The 17,379-nt window shown below is 67.1% G+C and carries 16 protein-coding genes and 1 pseudogene; 14 read left to right on the forward strand and 3 right to left on the reverse strand.

The genetic code is table 11. The annotated features are described in order from the left end of the window. The 3 genes and pseudogenes from ACFYOS_RS28285 to ACFYOS_RS28295 all read left to right on the forward strand — a co-directional run. Positions 1 to 102, forward strand: a pseudogene (locus tag ACFYOS_RS28285) (electron transfer flavoprotein subunit alpha/FixB family protein); the annotation flags it as partial. Between the two features lie 57 nt (positions 103 to 159). Further along, the gene (locus ACFYOS_RS28290) at positions 160 to 1,194 is read left to right on the forward strand and encodes an MBL fold metallo-hydrolase (RefSeq protein WP_387148013.1); all 1,035 of its coding nucleotides are present in this window, start codon (positions 160 to 162) and stop codon (positions 1,192 to 1,194) included. 1,249 nt (positions 1,195 to 2,443) lie between these two features. Beyond that, the gene (locus tag ACFYOS_RS28295; protein WP_387148016.1) at positions 2,444 to 2,581 is read left to right on the forward strand and encodes a hypothetical protein; all 138 of its coding nucleotides are present in this window, start codon (positions 2,444 to 2,446) and stop codon (positions 2,579 to 2,581) included. Positions 2,582 to 2,718: 137 nt separating this feature from the next. On the opposite strand, the gene ACFYOS_RS28300 is transcribed toward ACFYOS_RS28295, so the two are convergent. Next, entirely contained in the window at positions 2,719 to 3,354 is a 636-nt protein-coding gene (locus ACFYOS_RS28300) for a hypothetical protein (protein ID WP_387148019.1), read from the reverse strand. Between the two features lie 370 nt (positions 3,355 to 3,724). On the opposite strand from ACFYOS_RS28300, the gene ACFYOS_RS28305 reads away from it, so the two are divergent. The 4 genes from ACFYOS_RS28305 (at position 3,725) to ACFYOS_RS28320 (ending at position 8,032) form a co-directional block, all read left to right on the forward strand. Continuing rightward, entirely contained in the window at positions 3,725 to 4,840 is a 1,116-nt protein-coding gene (locus ACFYOS_RS28305; protein ID WP_387148022.1) for a hypothetical protein, read from the forward strand. A 136-nt stretch (positions 4,841 to 4,976) separates the two neighbouring features. Next, positions 4,977 to 6,590 carry a phosphoribosyltransferase gene (locus ACFYOS_RS28310; protein WP_387148026.1) on the forward strand — a complete coding sequence of 538 codons (1,614 nt, stop codon included), beginning with the start codon at positions 4,977 to 4,979 and terminating at the stop codon, positions 6,588 to 6,590. Beyond that, positions 6,557 to 7,663 (forward strand): hypothetical protein, encoded by a 1,107-nt coding sequence (locus tag ACFYOS_RS28315; protein ID WP_387148029.1) that lies wholly within the window; start codon positions 6,557 to 6,559, stop codon positions 7,661 to 7,663. The genes ACFYOS_RS28310 and ACFYOS_RS28315 overlap by 34 nt, the downstream gene beginning before the upstream one ends. A 231-nt stretch (positions 7,664 to 7,894) precedes the next feature. Continuing rightward, positions 7,895 to 8,032: a hypothetical protein gene (locus tag ACFYOS_RS28320; RefSeq protein WP_387148032.1), complete on the forward strand. Its 138-nt coding sequence runs from the start codon at positions 7,895 to 7,897 to the stop codon at positions 8,030 to 8,032. A gap of 311 nt (positions 8,033 to 8,343) precedes the next feature. On the opposite strand, the gene ACFYOS_RS28325 is transcribed toward ACFYOS_RS28320, so the two are convergent. Continuing rightward, a complete protein-coding gene (locus tag ACFYOS_RS28325) occupies positions 8,344 to 9,606 on the reverse strand; it encodes a helix-turn-helix domain-containing protein (protein WP_387148035.1) in 1,263 nt (420 codons plus the stop codon). Between the two features lie 10 nt (positions 9,607 to 9,616). Next, positions 9,617 to 10,030, reverse strand: coding sequence for an NUDIX domain-containing protein (locus tag ACFYOS_RS28330; RefSeq protein ID WP_387148037.1), 414 nt, complete (start codon positions 10,028 to 10,030; stop codon positions 9,617 to 9,619). A gap of 161 nt (positions 10,031 to 10,191) precedes the next feature. On the opposite strand from ACFYOS_RS28330, the gene ACFYOS_RS28335 reads away from it, so the two are divergent. The 7 genes from ACFYOS_RS28335 to ACFYOS_RS28365 all read left to right on the forward strand — a co-directional run bounded on the left by ACFYOS_RS28335 (position 10,192) and on the right by ACFYOS_RS28365 (position 17,310). After that, the gene (locus tag ACFYOS_RS28335; RefSeq protein ID WP_387148039.1) at positions 10,192 to 11,076 is read left to right on the forward strand and encodes a TauD/TfdA family dioxygenase; all 885 of its coding nucleotides are present in this window, start codon (positions 10,192 to 10,194) and stop codon (positions 11,074 to 11,076) included. 974 nt (positions 11,077 to 12,050) lie between these two features. Next, positions 12,051 to 12,248: a hypothetical protein gene (locus tag ACFYOS_RS28340; protein WP_387148197.1), complete on the forward strand. Its 198-nt coding sequence runs from the start codon at positions 12,051 to 12,053 to the stop codon at positions 12,246 to 12,248. 536 nt (positions 12,249 to 12,784) lie between these two features. Continuing rightward, positions 12,785 to 13,603 carry a hypothetical protein gene (locus ACFYOS_RS28345; RefSeq protein ID WP_387148042.1) on the forward strand — a complete coding sequence of 273 codons (819 nt, stop codon included), beginning with the start codon at positions 12,785 to 12,787 and terminating at the stop codon, positions 13,601 to 13,603. 118 nt (positions 13,604 to 13,721) lie between these two features. Next, positions 13,722 to 14,684 (forward strand): hypothetical protein, encoded by a 963-nt coding sequence (locus ACFYOS_RS28350; RefSeq protein ID WP_387148045.1) that lies wholly within the window; start codon positions 13,722 to 13,724, stop codon positions 14,682 to 14,684. Between the two features lie 16 nt (positions 14,685 to 14,700). After that, complete coding sequence (locus ACFYOS_RS28355; RefSeq protein ID WP_387148047.1) at positions 14,701 to 15,714, forward strand: ImmA/IrrE family metallo-endopeptidase; 1,014 nt, start codon at positions 14,701 to 14,703, stop codon at positions 15,712 to 15,714. Between the two features lie 145 nt (positions 15,715 to 15,859). Beyond that, positions 15,860 to 16,882 (forward strand): hypothetical protein, encoded by a 1,023-nt coding sequence (locus ACFYOS_RS28360; RefSeq protein WP_387148050.1) that lies wholly within the window; start codon positions 15,860 to 15,862, stop codon positions 16,880 to 16,882. Next, positions 16,879 to 17,310 (forward strand): hypothetical protein, encoded by a 432-nt coding sequence (locus ACFYOS_RS28365; protein ID WP_387148053.1) that lies wholly within the window; start codon positions 16,879 to 16,881, stop codon positions 17,308 to 17,310. Before ACFYOS_RS28360 ends, ACFYOS_RS28365 begins: the two co-directional genes overlap by 4 nt. Positions 17,311 to 17,379 lie beyond the last annotated feature (69 nt).

A 17,379-nucleotide genomic window follows, 5' to 3' on the forward strand; every position in this document is an offset into this window, starting at 1 on the left:
GACGCCGAGGCGCCGATCTTCGAGCTGGCCGACTTCGGCGTGGTCGGCGACCTGTTCAAGGTCGTCCCGCAGGCCGCCGAGGAGATCCGCAAGCGCAAGTGACACAGTCGTATCGATCATGCTCTGGGCGGAGGACGACGGATGGCAGGCGCAGCAGCAATGCAGGTCGAGACCGATGACGTGACGTCAGACTGGACGCGCCCGGGCGTGTTCGAGGTGGCCGCCGGGGTCTACCGCATTCCCTTGCCCTTACCGCACGACGGTCTGCGATCGGTAAACGTGTACGCCCTGACGGCCGACGGCGGTCTTGTGCTGATCGATTCCGGCTGGGCCATCACCGAGGCCAGACAGGCGCTGGATGCAGCGCTGGCAGCCTTGGACGCGGGTGTAGAGGACGTGCAGCGCTTTCTCGTGACGCACGTGCACCGGGACCATTATGCGATGGCGGTGGCGGTACGGCGAGAGTTCGGCACGACGGTGAGCCTCGGCGAGGGCGAGCGGCCAGCCATCCTCGCGCTGTCCACTCCCAGCCACCGACCGATGACCGAACACTGGCAGGCGCTGGTTCGACACGGCGCGGGCGAGATCGTCGAAGCGCTCCGCGCGCGGGCCGAACTGGTGCCGCACGATCCGGCGGACTGGACGGGGCCGGATGACTGGCTGGCCGGTGGGACCGACGTGGCGTTACCGACCAGGACACTTCGGGTAGTGGCAACCCCTGGGCATACCCGTGGGCACGTCGTCTTCATCGATCACGATGCACAGCTGATGTTCGCTGGCGACCACGTTCTGCCCCAAATCACGCCGTCCATCGGCTTCGAGTCGGTGCCCGCGGTGCTGCCGCTGGGGGACTATCTGGATTCGTTGCGCCTGGTCCGGTCGCTGCCTGACCAGCGGCTGCTGCCGGCGCACGGCCCGGTCGGCCCGAGCGTCCATGCGCGTGTCGACGAGCTCCTGCACCATCACGCCGAGCGGCTGGACCATGCTTGCGGGGTCGTGCAGGACGGAATGACCGCATACGAGGTGGCGGGTCGGCTGACCTGGACCAGGCGCGAGCGGTCCTTCGGCGACCTGGACCTGTTCAACCAGATGCTCGCCGTCGCCGAGACGGCCGCCCACCTCGACCTCCTTGTGGCGCAGGGGCGGCTGAAGGCCACCGACGCCGACGGAATGCGTCGCTACGGCCCGGCGTGACCGCGCTGGACGGTTCTAAATGAGTGAGAGGGCGTCTGGCCAGTGGAGGGTTGTGGTGCGGCAGTGTGATGTTCTGATCTGATCAAGACGGCGGGCGGACCCGTGTCCTACTATCTGGAACGCCGATGCCAACCAAGAAACCCATGGCCCCTGGCGGGGCCACCCACAGGTGGGTGAAACTCGGTCGGCGGTGTCGCTCGCCGTCGCCGGTTGCGCTTGGTGCCCTCGCGGTGCCTGAAAGCAAGAATGGTGTGGGAGCCCGTCCCGCATACGCCGACCAGTGGGTATCCGGCTGCAACTGGACGGGAACCTCCGGTTACGGGCGCGGCGCCCGCATACGAGCCACTACTGGTTCGAAGAACTTCGACAACCGCACTCAATGGGTGGGCTGGGTGAACGCGTACCGGGCCGGGCTCGGCCGCGACGCCATCAGCAAGGTCGAGGCCTGGGGCGACGGCTTTACTTCTCAAAGGACAATTCCGAAGGCGAGACCTGGGGGGCGCAGCGGTGGGTGCGATCAGGCACCAACGTATGCGGCGCCGTGACGTACTGGGACGGCGCTCGATACATCGCTTGCATCGCCATTCGCATCTTACTAACGCGATCAGCAGCGCGTACATTGCTGGTCCCGCGAGTGAACCCTCGGTTGGAGTGACCGGCCGCCGGTGCACCCTGCGGCCGGCGCTGCTCCACCTCACGCGGCCGTGGCCGGGAGCCGAGCGGTGCCTCGCCGACCTGCCCGGGCTTCGCCGCCCAGCCCGTCGCGCGCCAGGGCCGGAACACAGGCTGTGGACAACCTCCGCAGCCCTGTGGATAACGCGCCGATGCTCCTTGCGGTGAGTGATTCATGGGTGACGTGAAGGTGATCCTCGTGTTTGACTCATCTCTATGCGAGCGGGGGAGGCGCGGCTGGCGATCGACTGCGGCAGCGCCAGCACCACCGCGGTAGTGGCGTGGCCTGACGGCACGTGGGCGCCGCTGATGTTCGACGGTGAGCCAGCGTTGCCGAGCGCGGTTCTGCTGTCCGCCGACGGGACGATGCTGACTGGCCATCAGGCGTGGCAGGGCGCGGCCGGCCAGCCGGAGCGGTTCATCCCCGCCCCACGGCAGTCCCCCGAGCAGCGGCTCACGGTCGCCGGCGCGGACGTCGACGCGATGGACCTGGTCGTGGCGACGCTGCGCCGCGTGGCCGGGGAGGCTGCTCATCGACGAGTTCATGGACTCTTTCCATCCAATCCACGCCCACCGGATGTTCCAGCTGCTCGCCGAGCGCACGACGGGCTTTCAGACGGTCGTCGTCACCCACCACGTGCTGCCAACCGATGTGCAGCAGAGCTGGTCGATTAACCGATTGATAGCCAGTAGCGAGATGCGGACCCATTTGTAGCGAGCCGGGCGAGGGCCTTCGCTGGCCTCGTACTCGCCGTCACCCCCGTGACGCTGTCACCGTGGGCCTGACGCTCCTTGGTCGCTGCGCTTCATCCTCAAGGCATCGTCGGGGTTCTACTCTCCGGAACTCCGATCTCACCGGGGATGGTTGACCAGAGCTTTCCGCTCGGTGACCTCTTCGGCGGTCGAGTTCCTAGGTCGGTCCCTGGGAGCGCCAGAGTCGCACATACGACCACGTGGACGAAGCTCTGCATAGGCGATCATCTGCGCGCCGAGCACGGTCACCGCGACGACCTCGACCGCGGAGATCGCCACGGACCAGGCCGATGCCTTGGCGGACGTCCAAACGACGATGATCGCGGCGACCGGTGCCAGGAAGAACGCTATGAGATCGACAATCAGTTGGAGGAGCTTCCGAGTTCTGCGGCGTGGATCCGCGCGGTGGGCGAACTCCCATCCGAAGACAGGCGCGGTCGTCGCGGTCATCGACTCGAGTGCGGGAATGAGCGTGTCCCTGATGTAGTGGCTGATCGCCGAGACCTTCTCGTCGTTCACTAGGTATGTCCAACCCAGCACGACAGACACGGGGGGCAGCAGAAGCAGCAGGTAGGGCCGACCGGGATTCTGCAATGCGGCCGCTACCACGGCGGCCATCGAGCCCAGTGTGGCGTAGAGCAGGTTGTCGCGGAATCCGATTCGCGTCTTTTGTTCCTCTTTCAGCCGGTCGTACTCGGCCACGAGTAGCGCACCGGACGTGATTTCTGCGCTCACAGTCGATCTCCTCGCCGCCGGGGTCATTGAGCACCTGCTATGCGTTGCATCCCTGCCGCCACCCTAATGGGCGGGGTGCTAGGGGGTGACTTGCTAAGGCCCGTCAGCCTTCCGGTCACTGTCGCAAGTAGAGCGGACCGTACCTGTCCCAGGCGCTTCACATGCCGTGACGACGCTGCTACGTTACCCGTGTCACGCTCCCCTTGGAACGGTGCGCGTGTGTAGTGTCGCCGACGTGGACGAGTTCCGATCTCGAGTCATGCCGTGGGGTGGTAGATCGATGAACGGCAAGCCGGCGGGCCCTCTGACCGCGTACCACGCACCAGGGATGGATAGACTTGCTCTCGGGGCCGCCCGAGTGATGACACCCGTGATCGAAAGCGGATTGATCCGGACGATTCTGACTGCATTGCACCGCAGAGTCGAGGTGCAGCAGGAGGCATCGAACTGGAGCCACGTGGTGGCGGTCGCCGGCGACGCGACAGTGGACCACTTGCAGCAAGTGTGGGACTGCGAGGGTCTGGCATGGAGCACGGAGTCTCACTGCCGATTGGACCTGTCCAGGTCTCGATTCATTGACGCCGCCGGTCTCGTCTACCTGCTGGCACGGCTGCGCGAGCGGGGCCGGCACGGCCACCTGCGGACGTCTGTGCGACTACCGGCCGCTACTCAGCAGATGGACTTCCTGCGCAGCTTCAGCTTTCCCGGTGCACTAGCGGAGGCTCTCGGGAAGCCCCTCTCCGAGGTCCTTGCCCCCGACAGCTTGTTCCGGCTCGCGTCACCGACGCCCTCCGTCATGTCGGCACTGACAAGTGTCCGGCCCACCTTGCCGCCGAACCAGTTCCCGTTGGAAACGCTAACACTAGGCGAGCGAAGCCGGCACGTGGAAGCTGTCCAGTACGCCCATCGCTGGCTCTCCAAGCACGTCCTCTCCGCATTGGACCGGGATCTAGCGGACTCCGGCGGAAAGGTCGCTCGTTCCATCGTGCTCGAGGCCCTGATGGCGGCGTCCACGTCGAATGGTGTACGTGCCGCGCTCGTCGCCGCGCATTACGGACTCCGGAGCCAGTTCGGGCCATGCCTCCAGATCTCGGTTTGGTGGGAAACACAGGCCGAAAGGACGCATGCCTCGTTGGCGGCATTGGCGTCGGAGATGCTGGCTATGGCGACTGACACGAGGGGCGCCCCAATGCCTGAAATTCGCTATGAAACCTCCGGAGAGGCGGTTGAGGCCCCGCTCACCGTGCTCGCCGAGGCAGTGACGCTCACCTTCCGGGGACGTATCGACCTCTACCAGAGTGGTCTGCGAATGGTGCTCGACGCGCCGCGAGCCGGGGCGGAGGAGCATGAGGCAAGAGAGCTCCCCGTTCTTCGATGGTCCAAGATTCACCCGTTCCCTGGCAGCCTGCTCGTCCTGACGATTCCCTTTCAGGAACGAAGCGGAACACGACGCGTGGAAGCGCGCCTCGGACATGCCACGCGGTAGCTTCGGCTTGGTCCGATTCGGTCTCGGCTCCGGGGAGGACCCCAGTCAACAGGGCCTGACGTTCTACGAGCGGGTCGCGGCCCTTGTCATGGGCGGTGGTGTGACCTATACGGCCAGTACCAGCCCCTTTCGTACGGTGGAGGCGACCAGCGCGCTCACCGACGAAGCATCCGTCTACGCGCCTCTCTTCCAAGCGCTCGAAGACGTTCCGTCGGACGTGCACCTCGGCATTCTGGACCTGTCGGTCAGTACGAGGAAGATCAACACCGAGTTGTTCTTGCGGCCAAAGGCCGTCGGCCACATCTGCTCCGCGATCGTGACCACCTTCGCTTCGGGCACATGGAACTCGCGCCGGCTTGTAGTGTTGCTGCCAGTCCAGCAGATGAACTCCGACGATCTGCGCCGGGTGCTCGGGTCGTACCTGGAGTCGGGCAAGGTCGTTCTGCTTTCGGACGACGGTCGATCGTCGTGGATCGAAATCGACGACGACGACTATCAGTCTGCGTTGGCGTTGCTGCGAACGGCCCCGATCGACCGCTTCGAGCGGAAGCTGATTACTCGGCTCGGCTGGTTCCGTCCGCACGCCTTCGATGGGGAGACCCGAGTGCTCCGTCACTACTTCGACGCGCAGAAGGCTGCAGACGAACTCGGCGAACTCCTCGACGCCTACATCGGTGTGGGCGATTCAGCCCGGCGCCCAGATCTCATCGCATACCATGAATCGGCCTCAAGTTGGCTGACCGAGCCGCTGCGTGGCACCTGCATCCGGGCTGACGACCTACCGATCCTCTCCGTGGACGAGTGGAGTGACCCGAGTCGCGACGTGAGTGCCTTCCAGCGTCGCTCGGTACTGCTCGTGGTTCCCCTCCTGCACGGAGGCGAGTCACTGATACGAAAGATCGGGACTCTGGAGGAGCGACTTGGTCCTCACCAGTTGACGATCCTCGCCGTTCTCTGCGCGGACGGAGGCGAGCCCCGGCATGGCAGCCGTCGGATCGCGGGTCCTGGCGGCAGGACGTACACGGTCGACTACTTCCTCTCGGTGCGGCAACTAATGGAATCCGAACGATCCTGCCGGCTTGCCGTCTTCGGAGAGACCAAGCGGTATGCCGAGCTGACCGATTCACTCACGACGGGGGAGTTCTGGGATCTAGTGCGGCTGTGCGGGACAAAGCCAGAGGACAACGTGCCCGAACCGCGCAGGGGCGGATTACCTGTCGTTCCCAACCTACCCCGGATGCTTGAACTCTATGGCAACTGGCTGGCTTACAAGCTGTGGATGTCGATCCAAAAGCGGAGCAGAACCGTGGGGCAGGACATGTTGCTGGTCTGTCCCGAGGGTGAACGGGGTTCCGGCAAGGTCTCCCAACTCCTGTCGCTCTGGAGTGGGGCCAGAGTCGTCCGCATTCCTCGCGACACGATCGAGAGCGTTGCAAGCGGCACGCCTGCGACGGACGTTTTCGACGACGCTCTTCCCTGGTGTCAGGAACTCGCGTCGGTGGCGCGCAGGGAGGTCGTTCTGGTCGATGACTTCGTCCGCGATGGCCACACCATGCGAGCGATGGAAACCATCGCAAAGGGGAAGGGCCTTTCCGTGACGGCGGTCTGTGTGCTCGTGGACTTCGCTCCGCAAGACAAACGGAGCTGGCACTCACTTTACTCATGGCAGCCACGCGAAAAGTTGGAAGTCTCGTCGGTAGTGCCCGGCCCGAGGACGTGGGCGGAATCGATATCGGCGGTGCGGCGGTGAGTCGCAACCCGAATGAGAAAGACGTTCTCGCTCTGCTCTCTCTGCTGCGGGACGAAGGGGATGACGACGTGCTGTCGATCATGCTTGATGATCTCGTATGGTCGGTGAGTCGGATGGATCCACGCTTCCGGCGGCGTGTCCTTCTGCATGCAGCCGCCACCGTCGGTGCGCGAAGAGTGGGCGGTGCGTCCGAGCAGCACGAAATCTTCGGGCTCCTCGATGAGCTTTCGGTCCTGCGAGGAGCGGTCGACTTCGCCGTCGTCACCGTCAAGCCCGTAGAGTTCGATGCCGCAAAGGTGGCGTTCGGTGTCGACCTGATGCGCGAATCCGACCACGACTGGCGAGGCGCGCCGTTCTACGAAGTTCAGGTGGAGCGCCCGGGGAGGCGGCCGCTGAAGGGAATGTTGACCACGTGTGGAGACGCCGGCAACTCCCAGATGGCGGCCTTCCTGCACACCGTTCTCTCGGTGTACTCCGTCCGGATGTGTTGCCTGCTCGGTATGGCGGCAGGGCAGAACAGAGAGGCCGGCCTCGGTGATGTGGTGTTCGCCGACAAGGTCATCGACTATGGGCGGAAGATTGTGACCGTGGACGGAGATGAACACGAGCTGCCGAGCTTCACGCCGGACGTGTCGATACGGCGTGAGATGACGACCTTCTCTCCGGAGCGCCAAGGCTGGCACCCGATGATCGCCGAGCACATCGCCGGAGCGGTCGCCCAGATACCGTCACTCCGCATACCGGAGACCTTCGACCCTGCGGAGTACCGTCCGCGGCTTCTGCGTAAGACCGTGATCGCCGCCGACGACCTCATCGAGGACGGCAGTATGCGAGTCCGGGCGGCTCGCGTCGGCCCGGCGCGAAGAACCGGAGCCGCCGAGATGGAGGGCGCGGGCTTCGCGACCGGATGCATCGAGGAAGGGGTCCCGTGGTTGGTCCTGCGGGGTATCGCGGACTTGGGCGGGCCCGACAGGGCCAAGGACTGGCAGTTTGTCAGCTCCGTGGCGGCTGCCACCGCCCTCCGCATGTACCTGACAGGCTCCAAGCTCCTGCCCGACAAGGAAAATGCCTGACAAACCTCGGCCAAGAGTTGATTGGCGCTGGTGGCGCACGTCGATTCGGTGGACTTGGCCCGGTAACCGGTCGGAGTGGTGCGACTGGCTGCGGCCCAGGGCACCGGCCGCCGCGGCATTGATTGCGCCATACACGTTCCCTAACGAGGCGGTAGGCGGGTGACCAGTGCCGTGTGTGTTTCTCAAGGCCCCTATCAGCCCAACGCCGGTGCTGGCCCTAGCATCACCGGCGTGACGGACCTCGACCTCGCCGACTTCGCCGCTGCCGTGGCCGCCCGCGCCACCCGGCTTCGTCGCTCGGTGTTCCTCATGAGGGGGACCTGCACGGCGATTGGCATCCGCTGGCCCCGCAGGGTCAACCAAGCGTAGATGGCCATAATGGGCCGAGGTCAGCAGTGATTGCATGGATGACCGAGGTGTGGTCGCTCGTGGAGGAGCTCTGGCGGGGCCATAGCGCGTCTGCCTAGATCGCGACGGCGGGGATTTGCCCTGTTGGTACGGGCGAGCGGATCGGGCTCGCAGCAGTGGACCCGAGGTCGGTTGGGTCAACGAACCAGGTGCGGCCGACCTGGTGTCTACTCCGCCACAGCACACGGCTTGTCCGCGCTGCTCCTGGATGGCGTGCTGACCACCGTCGGCGGCTCACCAGCAAATCGCCGCGGCGCCCAACGCAATGCGGATTATGGGGCCTGGCTGCCGGCCGGCTTGGTCTCGGGGATGCGGAGCCTTTCCAGCGCCTGGCGCGCGAGCTCTCCGACAGCGGGGAGATGCGATGTGCAGGCCCGGAAGGTGCGCTGGATCTGGTGTGGTAGGCGGTGCTCCTCAGCGATGGTGATGGCAGCCTGGAACGCCGTTTCGGCTTGGGATGTGTCGGCGCGGGCCAGGAGGACTTCGCCGGTGGTGACGTGGAGGATCGCCTGCCATTGCGGTGGTATGGCGGTGGTGGACATGCGGCGGCGATCGAGCAGGTCGGTGGCCAGGTCGGGTCGGTGTGTGTGGACCAGCCCGCGCAGGTGCACTTCGTGGAGGGCGTGGAGGCTGGTGAGTCCTGTGCCGGGTTTGGCGTCGACCAGTCGCCGCGCGCTGGTGATGGCGTGATCGAACAGGGCGAGGTCGCCGAGTTCGCCGGCGGCTCGGGCGAGCTGTACCAGGGCGGCACCTCGGTCGGGATCAGGCGCAAGTTCCACTGAGCGGCGGAGTCGGGCAACGGCGGCGTTGTACCGTTCGACCTTGCGTAGCTCGTTGCCGTGTACTCGGAGGGTGAAGGCGAGCAGGTCCTGGTCGTTGAGGTGTTCGGCCAGCCACACCGCCCGGCCGGTCCATCGGGCGGCACTGACAAGTCGCTCCTCGGGCAGGACGTAGCCGAGTGAGACGCCGAGCTCGGCGCGGGCACGGGCAAGCAGGAGCATCACGTCCCGCTCGACGTGCCCGTCGGCGACCCGGCTCTCGAGACGCGTGACCAGCGGCCAGAGCTCGTTGACGGCGTCGGCGCCGTGTCCGGACTGTCGTGCGATCGCGGCGAGGCGGATGGTCGACTCGCCGAACTGGAGCATGGCGGTGAACTCGGCGTCGTCGGGGTCGCTTACCCCGAGCGTGTGCGCAGGCAGGCCGAGGTGGCGGGCGATCCGAAGCCGGGCCGCCACATCGCTGATCTCCCGCCGCCCCGTTTCGATCATCGAGATGTAGGTCGCGTCGTAGCCGAGCAACTCCGCTAGACGCCGCTGGCTCACACCAGTCGCGACCCGGTAGGCGCGAATGATGACCGCGAGATCGCCGCCGGCCAACGCCGCCTGTGCGGTGTCACTGGTCCACAACCACAAGGCCGAGCCGCCACGGCGCTGGCCAGGGACTGGCAGGGCGGCACCGGCGATGGCATGGCAAGCCGGGCACAGCGGCGACGTGCTCCAGCGGCCGACCTTCGCCCCGCAACCGCCGCACCGCATCGTCGACCGCCTACGTGACTCGGGTACTGAGCTTGGCGTACCAGGTCGCGATGGACCTCTTGTACCCGTCCGGCATGCGCAGCGCCGCGGCCTCGGCCTCGGTGAACAGGCCGACTTCCTTGTGCTCGTGGCTGACGACCGGCTCGGCGTCGGTGCTCACGTGGCAGCCGTACGTGATGATCAGGACATCGACGCCGTCGAGGATGTGGTACTGCCAAGTGTCCAGCAGCGGGCCGGAGGTCACCTCCCAGCCGACCTCCTCAACGATCTCCCGGGCCACGCACTCTGCCGGTTCCTCGCCGAGATCGAGCTTCCCGCCCGGCAGCTCCCACTCGTCGCGCTCGTTGCGTAGCAACAGCACGCGGCCGTCGCGGACCACGACGCCCTTGACGGAGACAGGGAACAGGTGCGGCTGGTAGCTCATCGGCCGGTTTCCCTCCACTGTTGCAGGACCTGGGCCGTCCGGAACGTAGCACGGTCATGGCCCAACATCCTGCGGCTCGGCATTGACAATCCGTCACTTGATCCATCCGGTAGGTGCAGCCATGGTGAACGCCGACAACGCGATCCACCAGAGGTGACCAGATGCGCGACGTTGACGACCTGCCCCACGTGGACCTACGCGACCCGGACAGCACGGCTCGCATCCTGAGCGGCCTCACCACGCACGGCATCACACTCTTCCAAGGCGGAGCCGAGCGGAACGATCTGCTCTGTGCGGCCCGGTCATTGATCAGAATCCGCACGCACCGCGACAGCGACTCCGACGGGGTCACCCCCATCGCCCAGCGGGCAGCGTCCAACGGCGGAAAAACCAGCCTCACGGGCTTCACCGACCGCGAGCTCTGGCCCCACACCGAAGGAGCGGCCGTATGCCGGCCACCGCGCGTCCTGATGCTGGCATGTCTTCGGCCGGCGCAGACCGGTGGACGCAGTCATCTCGTGGACGGACGCGACCTCTACGACGGGATCGCCCGCACCGAACCCGCCATGCTCGCGGCGCTGTCCAAGCCCCGATCCGCGTACTTCGGCGGAGGATCCGGCAACCTCGGCGCGATCTTTGAACAGACGACCGAGGGCCGGATAACCCTCCGGCTGCGCCTCGACGAGCTTGCTCGCTTCGCGCCCATGCTCATGCCATCTATCGATCGGCTTCGCACGCTTGTTCAGCAGCAGGCCATTCCAGTTGACCTACGTGAGGGCCACGGGTACATCCTGCTCAACGACCGCTGGCTCCACGGCAGAACCCGGTTCACCGGCAACCGCCTGATGCTGCGCATCATCGGTGACCCGCTGTCCACCCACGCCCTGCCGAGCGGTTTCAGTCCAGCAGAGGCGCCGCAACCGGCCCCGCGGGCACACCGAACGTCCGTCGATACCACACCACTACCTCGCCCGCCGTCTGCGGGTGGCACAGCTGCGCCCGCCCAGCGTTGGACCGACTCAACGATGCCGACACCGGCGTCCTGAAAGGCGCGCCATGAACCTGACCTCGATCGCGGCCATCAGCGCAGCCCTTGTGCTCGGATTCCTCGCCGGGCTGCTCACGTTCAAGCGCTCGCTGCAATGGTGCCGCACCTGCGGAGCATCCCTAAACTGCCCGGGATGCACCCGGCCGCGAGGCACACAGTCAGCCAAGCAGATCGCGATGCGCGAACAGGGATATCTGCGCCCATATCCGTCGGGCGATTCCGCGCCGGTCGACGCCCGCGCGCGAACGGCCAGCCAAGCGCGGCCCCAAAAGCGCTGTCAGTAGCCGGAAGCGTGAAATCACCAGCAGGAGGAGCGCGACGTGGCCTTCTTCCAGGAGACTCGCCGGCGGCAGTCAGAGATCATGTCGGCTGATCAGATCGTCTCCTACACCCTGGCCATGGAACGTAGACACCGGCCGGTGTGGTCACGGAGGAAGGTCAGGTCAGTTCGCCGGTGCGGCGGTGGACTGCCCTGCCGGTCGAGACACCGGGTTCCGCTCAGACGAGGGCACTGGCCCGATGAGGCGTCATGACCACGCACGGACCGGTTATGCCGATCTGGACCTGCGCCGGGTGCGGTGCCCCATGGCCCTGCCGCACACGACGCCACGAGCTGCGAGCCGAGTTCGAGCGCGCTCCCATCTCCCTCGCCCTGTACATGGGCTCCTGCATGGTCGCTGCGAGCCAGGACATGGGCTGGGCTCCCGCTGGTCTACTCCATCGCCGGTTCCTGGGGTGGCTGCGATGACCGCACCTCGCACTAGTGACCTGCTCGACGTGACGCGAGCAGCCCCGCCGCGCCCTCGCCGCCGCCGTCCATACCGTCATGCGCCGGCCGCCCGCCACACCGCCCTCGACCACCACTCACCCACCTGTGACACCAGCCGTTGAGATCGGTTCCTCTGGGTACCGCTTGGGTCGAAGATTCATACGCCACGTCCCGGCGCAGGTGGGTTGCGTACGGTCGTGGCTGTGGACGTGCTGCTACGCGGCGGACCCGGTGACGGCCAAGTGGTGCCCGGCGGCGGGGAGGCCGTCGTCTGGCAGGCCTGCCTGTACGAGATCACGCGCGAGTACGACCGCCGGCACGGACGCGACCTGCGCGTGTACTGGCACCGCCCTGACTGCTGTGAGCCGTACGGCCGAGGCGCCGAGGACCGCTGCGAGTGATCTGCCCGTCCGGATGCCCGCAGTAAAGCGCCACCCCGCCCTGGCGGCGGCCGCGCCGGCGGCACCGAGACGGGCACGGTGCTGTGGTGGGAGTTCGAGTCGGAGCCGGGGCCCCCTGCGCATGGTCCATCGCCTGCTGGGCACCGGCACCGCCGGACCATGGCGCGAACAGGGCACAGCGTCCCCGAGAATTCGGCAGGAGCAGCACTGGACCTGGCGCGCCCGGAACGACAATTCTGGATCTTCAGCCCATGAGGACCGACACCATTACATGCAAGTGTCTGTCTTCTTGCCGCCTGAAGTCGTACAACGGCGTGTCCCCCTGGAAACATGCCGCTGATGCGGTAATCGTGGTCACCGAGACGGTCTGAGCTATAGGACGTCGAGCGACCGAAGGCTAGCGATGAGGGGAGATCGGGGTTTCCATCCTGGCGAGCCTGCGTGATGGCCAGGTCGGCAGCGACTTCCTCGAACTGCTGACCAAGGTCATGCGGACACAGTTGAAACGCCTTCCGATCCTGCACGGTAGTCGGCGGATGAATGACGATCTTGTTACTGACTTCGTGCAGGACTTTGCCGAGCAACGCTGGGAGCGTACGGTCACGGCGATCCTGACAGGGGCAACCGACGACGAGTCCATGCAGCCGCTGCTGTCCAAGATCGTATACCACTGGCTAATCGACCAGGTCCGCAAGACCGACGTCGGATCGGTGCTGCGCCGACTCCGAGAGCACTTGGCCGAGGACCCGACGTTCGAGATGGTTGCTGAAGGCGAGCCGGGCGCGGGGCGGTGGCGCTTGGCAAACACCGTCGGGCCGCCCTGGGGCGGGCGCATCGAGGATCTAGTCTCCGCTGCCTACCGGGTGCCTGCCCGAGCGGTGCGCTGGAGTGATCCGACTCGGCGGCCTCCGATCGCCCACGCTGCTGATTTGACCGCCGTATTGCGGGAGGCGCTTGAAGCCGCCGGTGGTCGGAGTGTCGAGCTGCATCAGCTCGTAGGGGTGATCGTGCAGCGCTTCCCTGCGACGCTGGACCCGGAGTCCCGTGCGATCGATGAGGAGCGCAACCCAGTTCACGCCACCGAGCCGCCTCCGGACCTAGCGTGGCAGGTTCAGCTTGAGGCTTTCGAGCAGATCGACCTCGCAGCCAGCATTGTCGCCCAGCTCACGACCGAGGAGCGGCAGCTGCTTCCCCTGCTCGTCGACGTTTCGGCCGTCCAGGCGTATCTGGGCTGCGGGCGCAGCACCGCCTACACCAAGAGTAAGAAGTTGAAGGTCCTGATCCAGGAGCTCATTGGCGCCTGTGACGACCCCGAACAGGTCGGGCGGGAGGTGCTGGCGCTGTGTATCGGCTAATCGGTGCCTTACAGGGGCACGACAGCGCCGCCTGCTTGTTTGGCCAAGGCAGGTTGGACAATCTGGCTGGTGCGCCGTCAGTTCCTGGTAGAGCATGCCCCAGCGCCGGAGGAGGTCCATGGTGACGGCCGAGCTGCCTGACCGCCTGCGCCGCCTCGCGGGCTCGCTACAGGTCCCCCGCACACTGACCACTGCGGCTCTGCGTGACCGGCTCGGCGATCCCTGTGAGGTCGAACCAGCGACCGGACAGGTGTGGCAGGCCGAATGGGACAACGTCTCGCAGCTGGTACTACTCCTCGCTGCAGAGGGGCGGCACTGGCAAGTCGTGCCGGTGTCGGTCGAGCCGACCGGGGAAGATGAGAAAAGTCTCCTCGTTAGCCCGGACTGCACAACGCTTCCGGTCGAGGTCACAGCATGGGCAGGGCTGACTACCTCGATTCCGACCGGGACGCTTAGCCGCGCCATCGACAACTGGTCCGTCGACATCACCGCCTGGTGCGCCGACACTTCAGCCGGCACGGTCCGCACACCCCCTACAGGTACCCGTCGAGGACGGCCGCCTGTCGATCCTTTCGACAGCAGTATCACGGTCCGTGCCAGCCTGTCGGACGATCTTGAGGTGCTGGCAGCCGCGCCGCTGGTCCCCGTGCAAGCAGCGCAGGCCGTGAACCTCAAGTCGGCTGCCGCTCGTGTGGGACTACCTGCCGTGATCGCCGCCCTCGGTCTCCCACAGCCCACCGTGATGAAGATTGTGCAGGGTAAGCAGCCGGTGACGCCGCAGCAGGCCGAGGCCCTGGCTCAGCTGCTTGGCTACGCCGCCGACGAGATCATGGCGACGACGGGCGGGCTGCCTGCGGACCTGGCGGTGGAGTTGGAGCAGCCGCGATGGCGGACAGCGTGGCGGTCGATCGCCCGTCGGCTGGGCGTTTCAGAGGCCGTCGCACGGCTTCGAGCCGGGACTGGAACGTTCGCGATGGCGTTTCGTCAGACTGGCGGCGCCGCCCCGGACTGGCGCAGACGGATCGGCCAGTGGCTCGCAGCCTCCGAAACCGAGACAAGCGGAGCCGAGCATGGCGAGTAGGGCAACATCGGCCGCCGTGAAGACGCAGGTCACGGCCATGCTGGACCTGGTGGAACAGCGCCGGCCCGGCGTACTTGACCGGCTGCGCGTCGATGCGCTCGCCGACCTGCAGACCTGGCCGGACGTGCAGGTGCGGCTGGTCGATGAGACCCCGCCGACCGCCGGGGGGTGCTCGGTGGCGGGCAGCTACGACGACGAAACCCGGCCATCGACGCTATGCGTGGCCGTGTCGGCCTCACCGGGCCGCCGTCAGTTCACCGCGCTGCACGAACTCGGCCACCATCTCCAGAACACCGACACAGATCTCGGCACCGGGATCCTGTCGGCCGCCGACGACCGGTTCGAGGACGACGCCTGCGACCTGTTCGCCGCCCGGGTGCTGCTGCCCGACGCGCTGGTGTCCGGCTGCTTCGGCGACCAAACGCCCACGGCCGGCGACATCGTCGCGCTCTACCGCAAGTCCAGCGCGTCCCGAGCCGCGTGCATCGTCCGGGCGGCCGAACACCTTGCCAGCTTCGGTGCGGTCGTGCTCTACGACGCCGACGGCGCCGTGTCGTTCGCCACGGCGAAGGGCATCTACCCGCCGGCTCGCGGCAGCGACCAGTCCCAGACGGCGCTGGTCGCCGCCGCATTGCGCGACCCGTGGCGCGCCGACGGGGTAGCGTTCACCGCCGACAGCACCACGATCCGCTACCGCTCCGGGCACAACAGCGACCCGCTCTACGGGCAGGCCGCGTGGTGCGACGGCTACCTGGTCGCGGTCCTGGTGACGGACCACGCCCCGTGGCGGACGTTCTCCCCATCCCGGCCAGCCGTGCCGTCCCCGCGTCAGCCGACCGAGGCCGAGTGCGAGGTGTGCGGCAACTCCTTCGAGGTGACCGACCGCTGCGGCATTTGCGGTGAGCCGCGCTGTCCCTCCGGACACTGCACGTGCACGTCACGACGGGAGCGGCGCTGCGAGCGGTGCATGTTGACGTACGGGCTGGCGATGTTCCCCGCCGGCGGGATGGTCTGCCGGGAGTGCCTCTGACCTGCGCCTCGTGGGCAGGTTGGACGGATCCCGGGATGCGTCGTCAGAAGTGGATGAGGGCCACGGACGGTCCTCCAGCACCCCGGCCGGGGTGCTGCCGACGACGCACTGCGCCGCGACGCAGCGCCGGAATGGGGGCCACCATATGGGGCACACCGCCGATTTCCTGTCCACCGTCCGTCTCCAGATCGACGCCAGCGACGTCCCGCTGAAGGAGGCCCGCGCCCGGCTGCAGCTGGTCCGCGACCTCGCCATGGGCCTGCCCGGCTCGCGCCGGACCTACGCCAGCGGGTCACTGGCACACCACACCATGAACCACCCGGTCACGGACGGCGACGGCGGGCTGGTCCTCGACCGCCGCTGCTACCCCAACCTCGGTCCGGAGGGCGGTGGTGAAACCCCAACAAAGGTGGCAGAGCAGCTGTGTGCGCTGCTAGGCCCGGAAGTCCGCAAGACGTACCCGCACGCACGCTGCGGCACCTCGAAGCGAGGGCCGAAGCTGTCATTCAACGCCCCGGTCGATGGCCAGGACCCGACGGTCGACTTGGTCGTGGCGCTGACCCGCCGGGACGGTGACGGCTTGTGGATCCCGAACCTGGAGAAGGACCGCTGGGAGGCCTCGCACCCCGAGCGTCATGTCGAGCTGTTCAATGCCGGCCCGGCCTCGCTGCGCAAGACCCGCCGCATCGTGATCCGGCTCCTCAAGGCCTGGAACAAGCAGTACAGCAACCCGGGCATGTCGTCGTTCCACCTGTCCGCGCTCGCGTGGGAGTTCGTCGACACCGGCATGGGCGTGCCGACCGCCCTGCACACGGTGCTCGACCGCACGGCCATCCGGATCAGCCGCGGGTACGCCACTCCCGACCCCGCCGGGGTGTCCGCCCCGTTGAAGTTGCTGCTCGACCGCACGGTGGTGGCGACCCGGCTGCGCAAGGCCGCCGACGCGGTCGCCGACGCCCTCGCGCACGACACCGACGAGGTGGCGGTGCAGGCGGCGCTGCACAAGGTGTTCTGGAAGTACATCGACGACCCGAACGACACAGGACTGGCCGCCGCGGCCGACCTGCTGCGTCAGCGCCGACCGGTGCCCACCACGGCGCTGGGCCTCGCCGGGCCGGCGGCGCTGGTAGTCCCGACCCGCGCGTACGGCGGCCGGTCGCCGCGGTGAACCGGAGGCCCTGGCGGGAGCCGGCCTGGTTCGCCAGGCCGGCTCCGCGGCTACGGTTCGCCGCCGAGCTCGCCGCCACCGGCGTGCCGGTCCGGGCAGTCCGCCCACCGCGGCGGTTCCGGGGCGGGTACGCGGTGCAGTGCACCGTGATCCCGCCGGGTGTCGAACCGAGGCAGGCGACCATCGTGTTCTCGGCGGGCTCGCCCGAGATCCCCAGGGTCTTCGTCAACGGACCCAGTGAGTCGCCGCACCGCTATGACGGCGGGGAGCTGTGCATGTGGTTGCCGTTCGACGGCCCGGAGCAGCGGTGGCTGCGCGGCGACGGCCCTGCGGCGCTGCTCGGGCATGTCGTCGCGCATCTGGTTCGGGAAGAATGGTGGCGGCGCACCGGCGAGTGGGTTGGCGACGAAGCGCCCCACGACAGTTAGGAGAACGTGTGCCCCCTACGCCAACGCCGACGGCACCGGCCGGCCCCATGCCGGCCGTCTCCAGCGCCG

The organism is Micromonospora sp. NPDC005806 (assembly GCF_042871425.1).
In the GTDB taxonomy this organism is placed as follows: Bacteria; Actinomycetota; Actinomycetes; order Mycobacteriales; family Micromonosporaceae; genus Micromonospora.

Coding starts and splice junctions, on each gene's coding strand:
- ACFYOS_RS28290 (WP_387148013.1), top strand. CDS start 160: ATGCAGGTCGAGACCGATGACGTGACGTCAGACTGGACGCGCCCGGGC.
- ACFYOS_RS28295 (WP_387148016.1), top strand. CDS start 2,444: ATGTTCCAGCTGCTCGCCGAGCGCACGACGGGCTTTCAGACGGTCGTC.
- ACFYOS_RS28325 (WP_387148035.1), bottom strand. CDS start 9,606: ATGCGGTGCGGCGGTTGCGGGGCGAAGGTCGGCCGCTGGAGCACGTCG.
- ACFYOS_RS28330 (WP_387148037.1), bottom strand. CDS start 10,030: ATGAGCTACCAGCCGCACCTGTTCCCTGTCTCCGTCAAGGGCGTCGTG.
- ACFYOS_RS28335 (WP_387148039.1), top strand. CDS start 10,192: ATGCGCGACGTTGACGACCTGCCCCACGTGGACCTACGCGACCCGGAC.
- ACFYOS_RS28345 (WP_387148042.1), top strand. CDS start 12,785: ATGAATGACGATCTTGTTACTGACTTCGTGCAGGACTTTGCCGAGCAA.
- ACFYOS_RS28350 (WP_387148045.1), top strand. CDS start 13,722: ATGGTGACGGCCGAGCTGCCTGACCGCCTGCGCCGCCTCGCGGGCTCG.
- ACFYOS_RS28360 (WP_387148050.1), top strand. CDS start 15,860: ATGGGGCACACCGCCGATTTCCTGTCCACCGTCCGTCTCCAGATCGAC.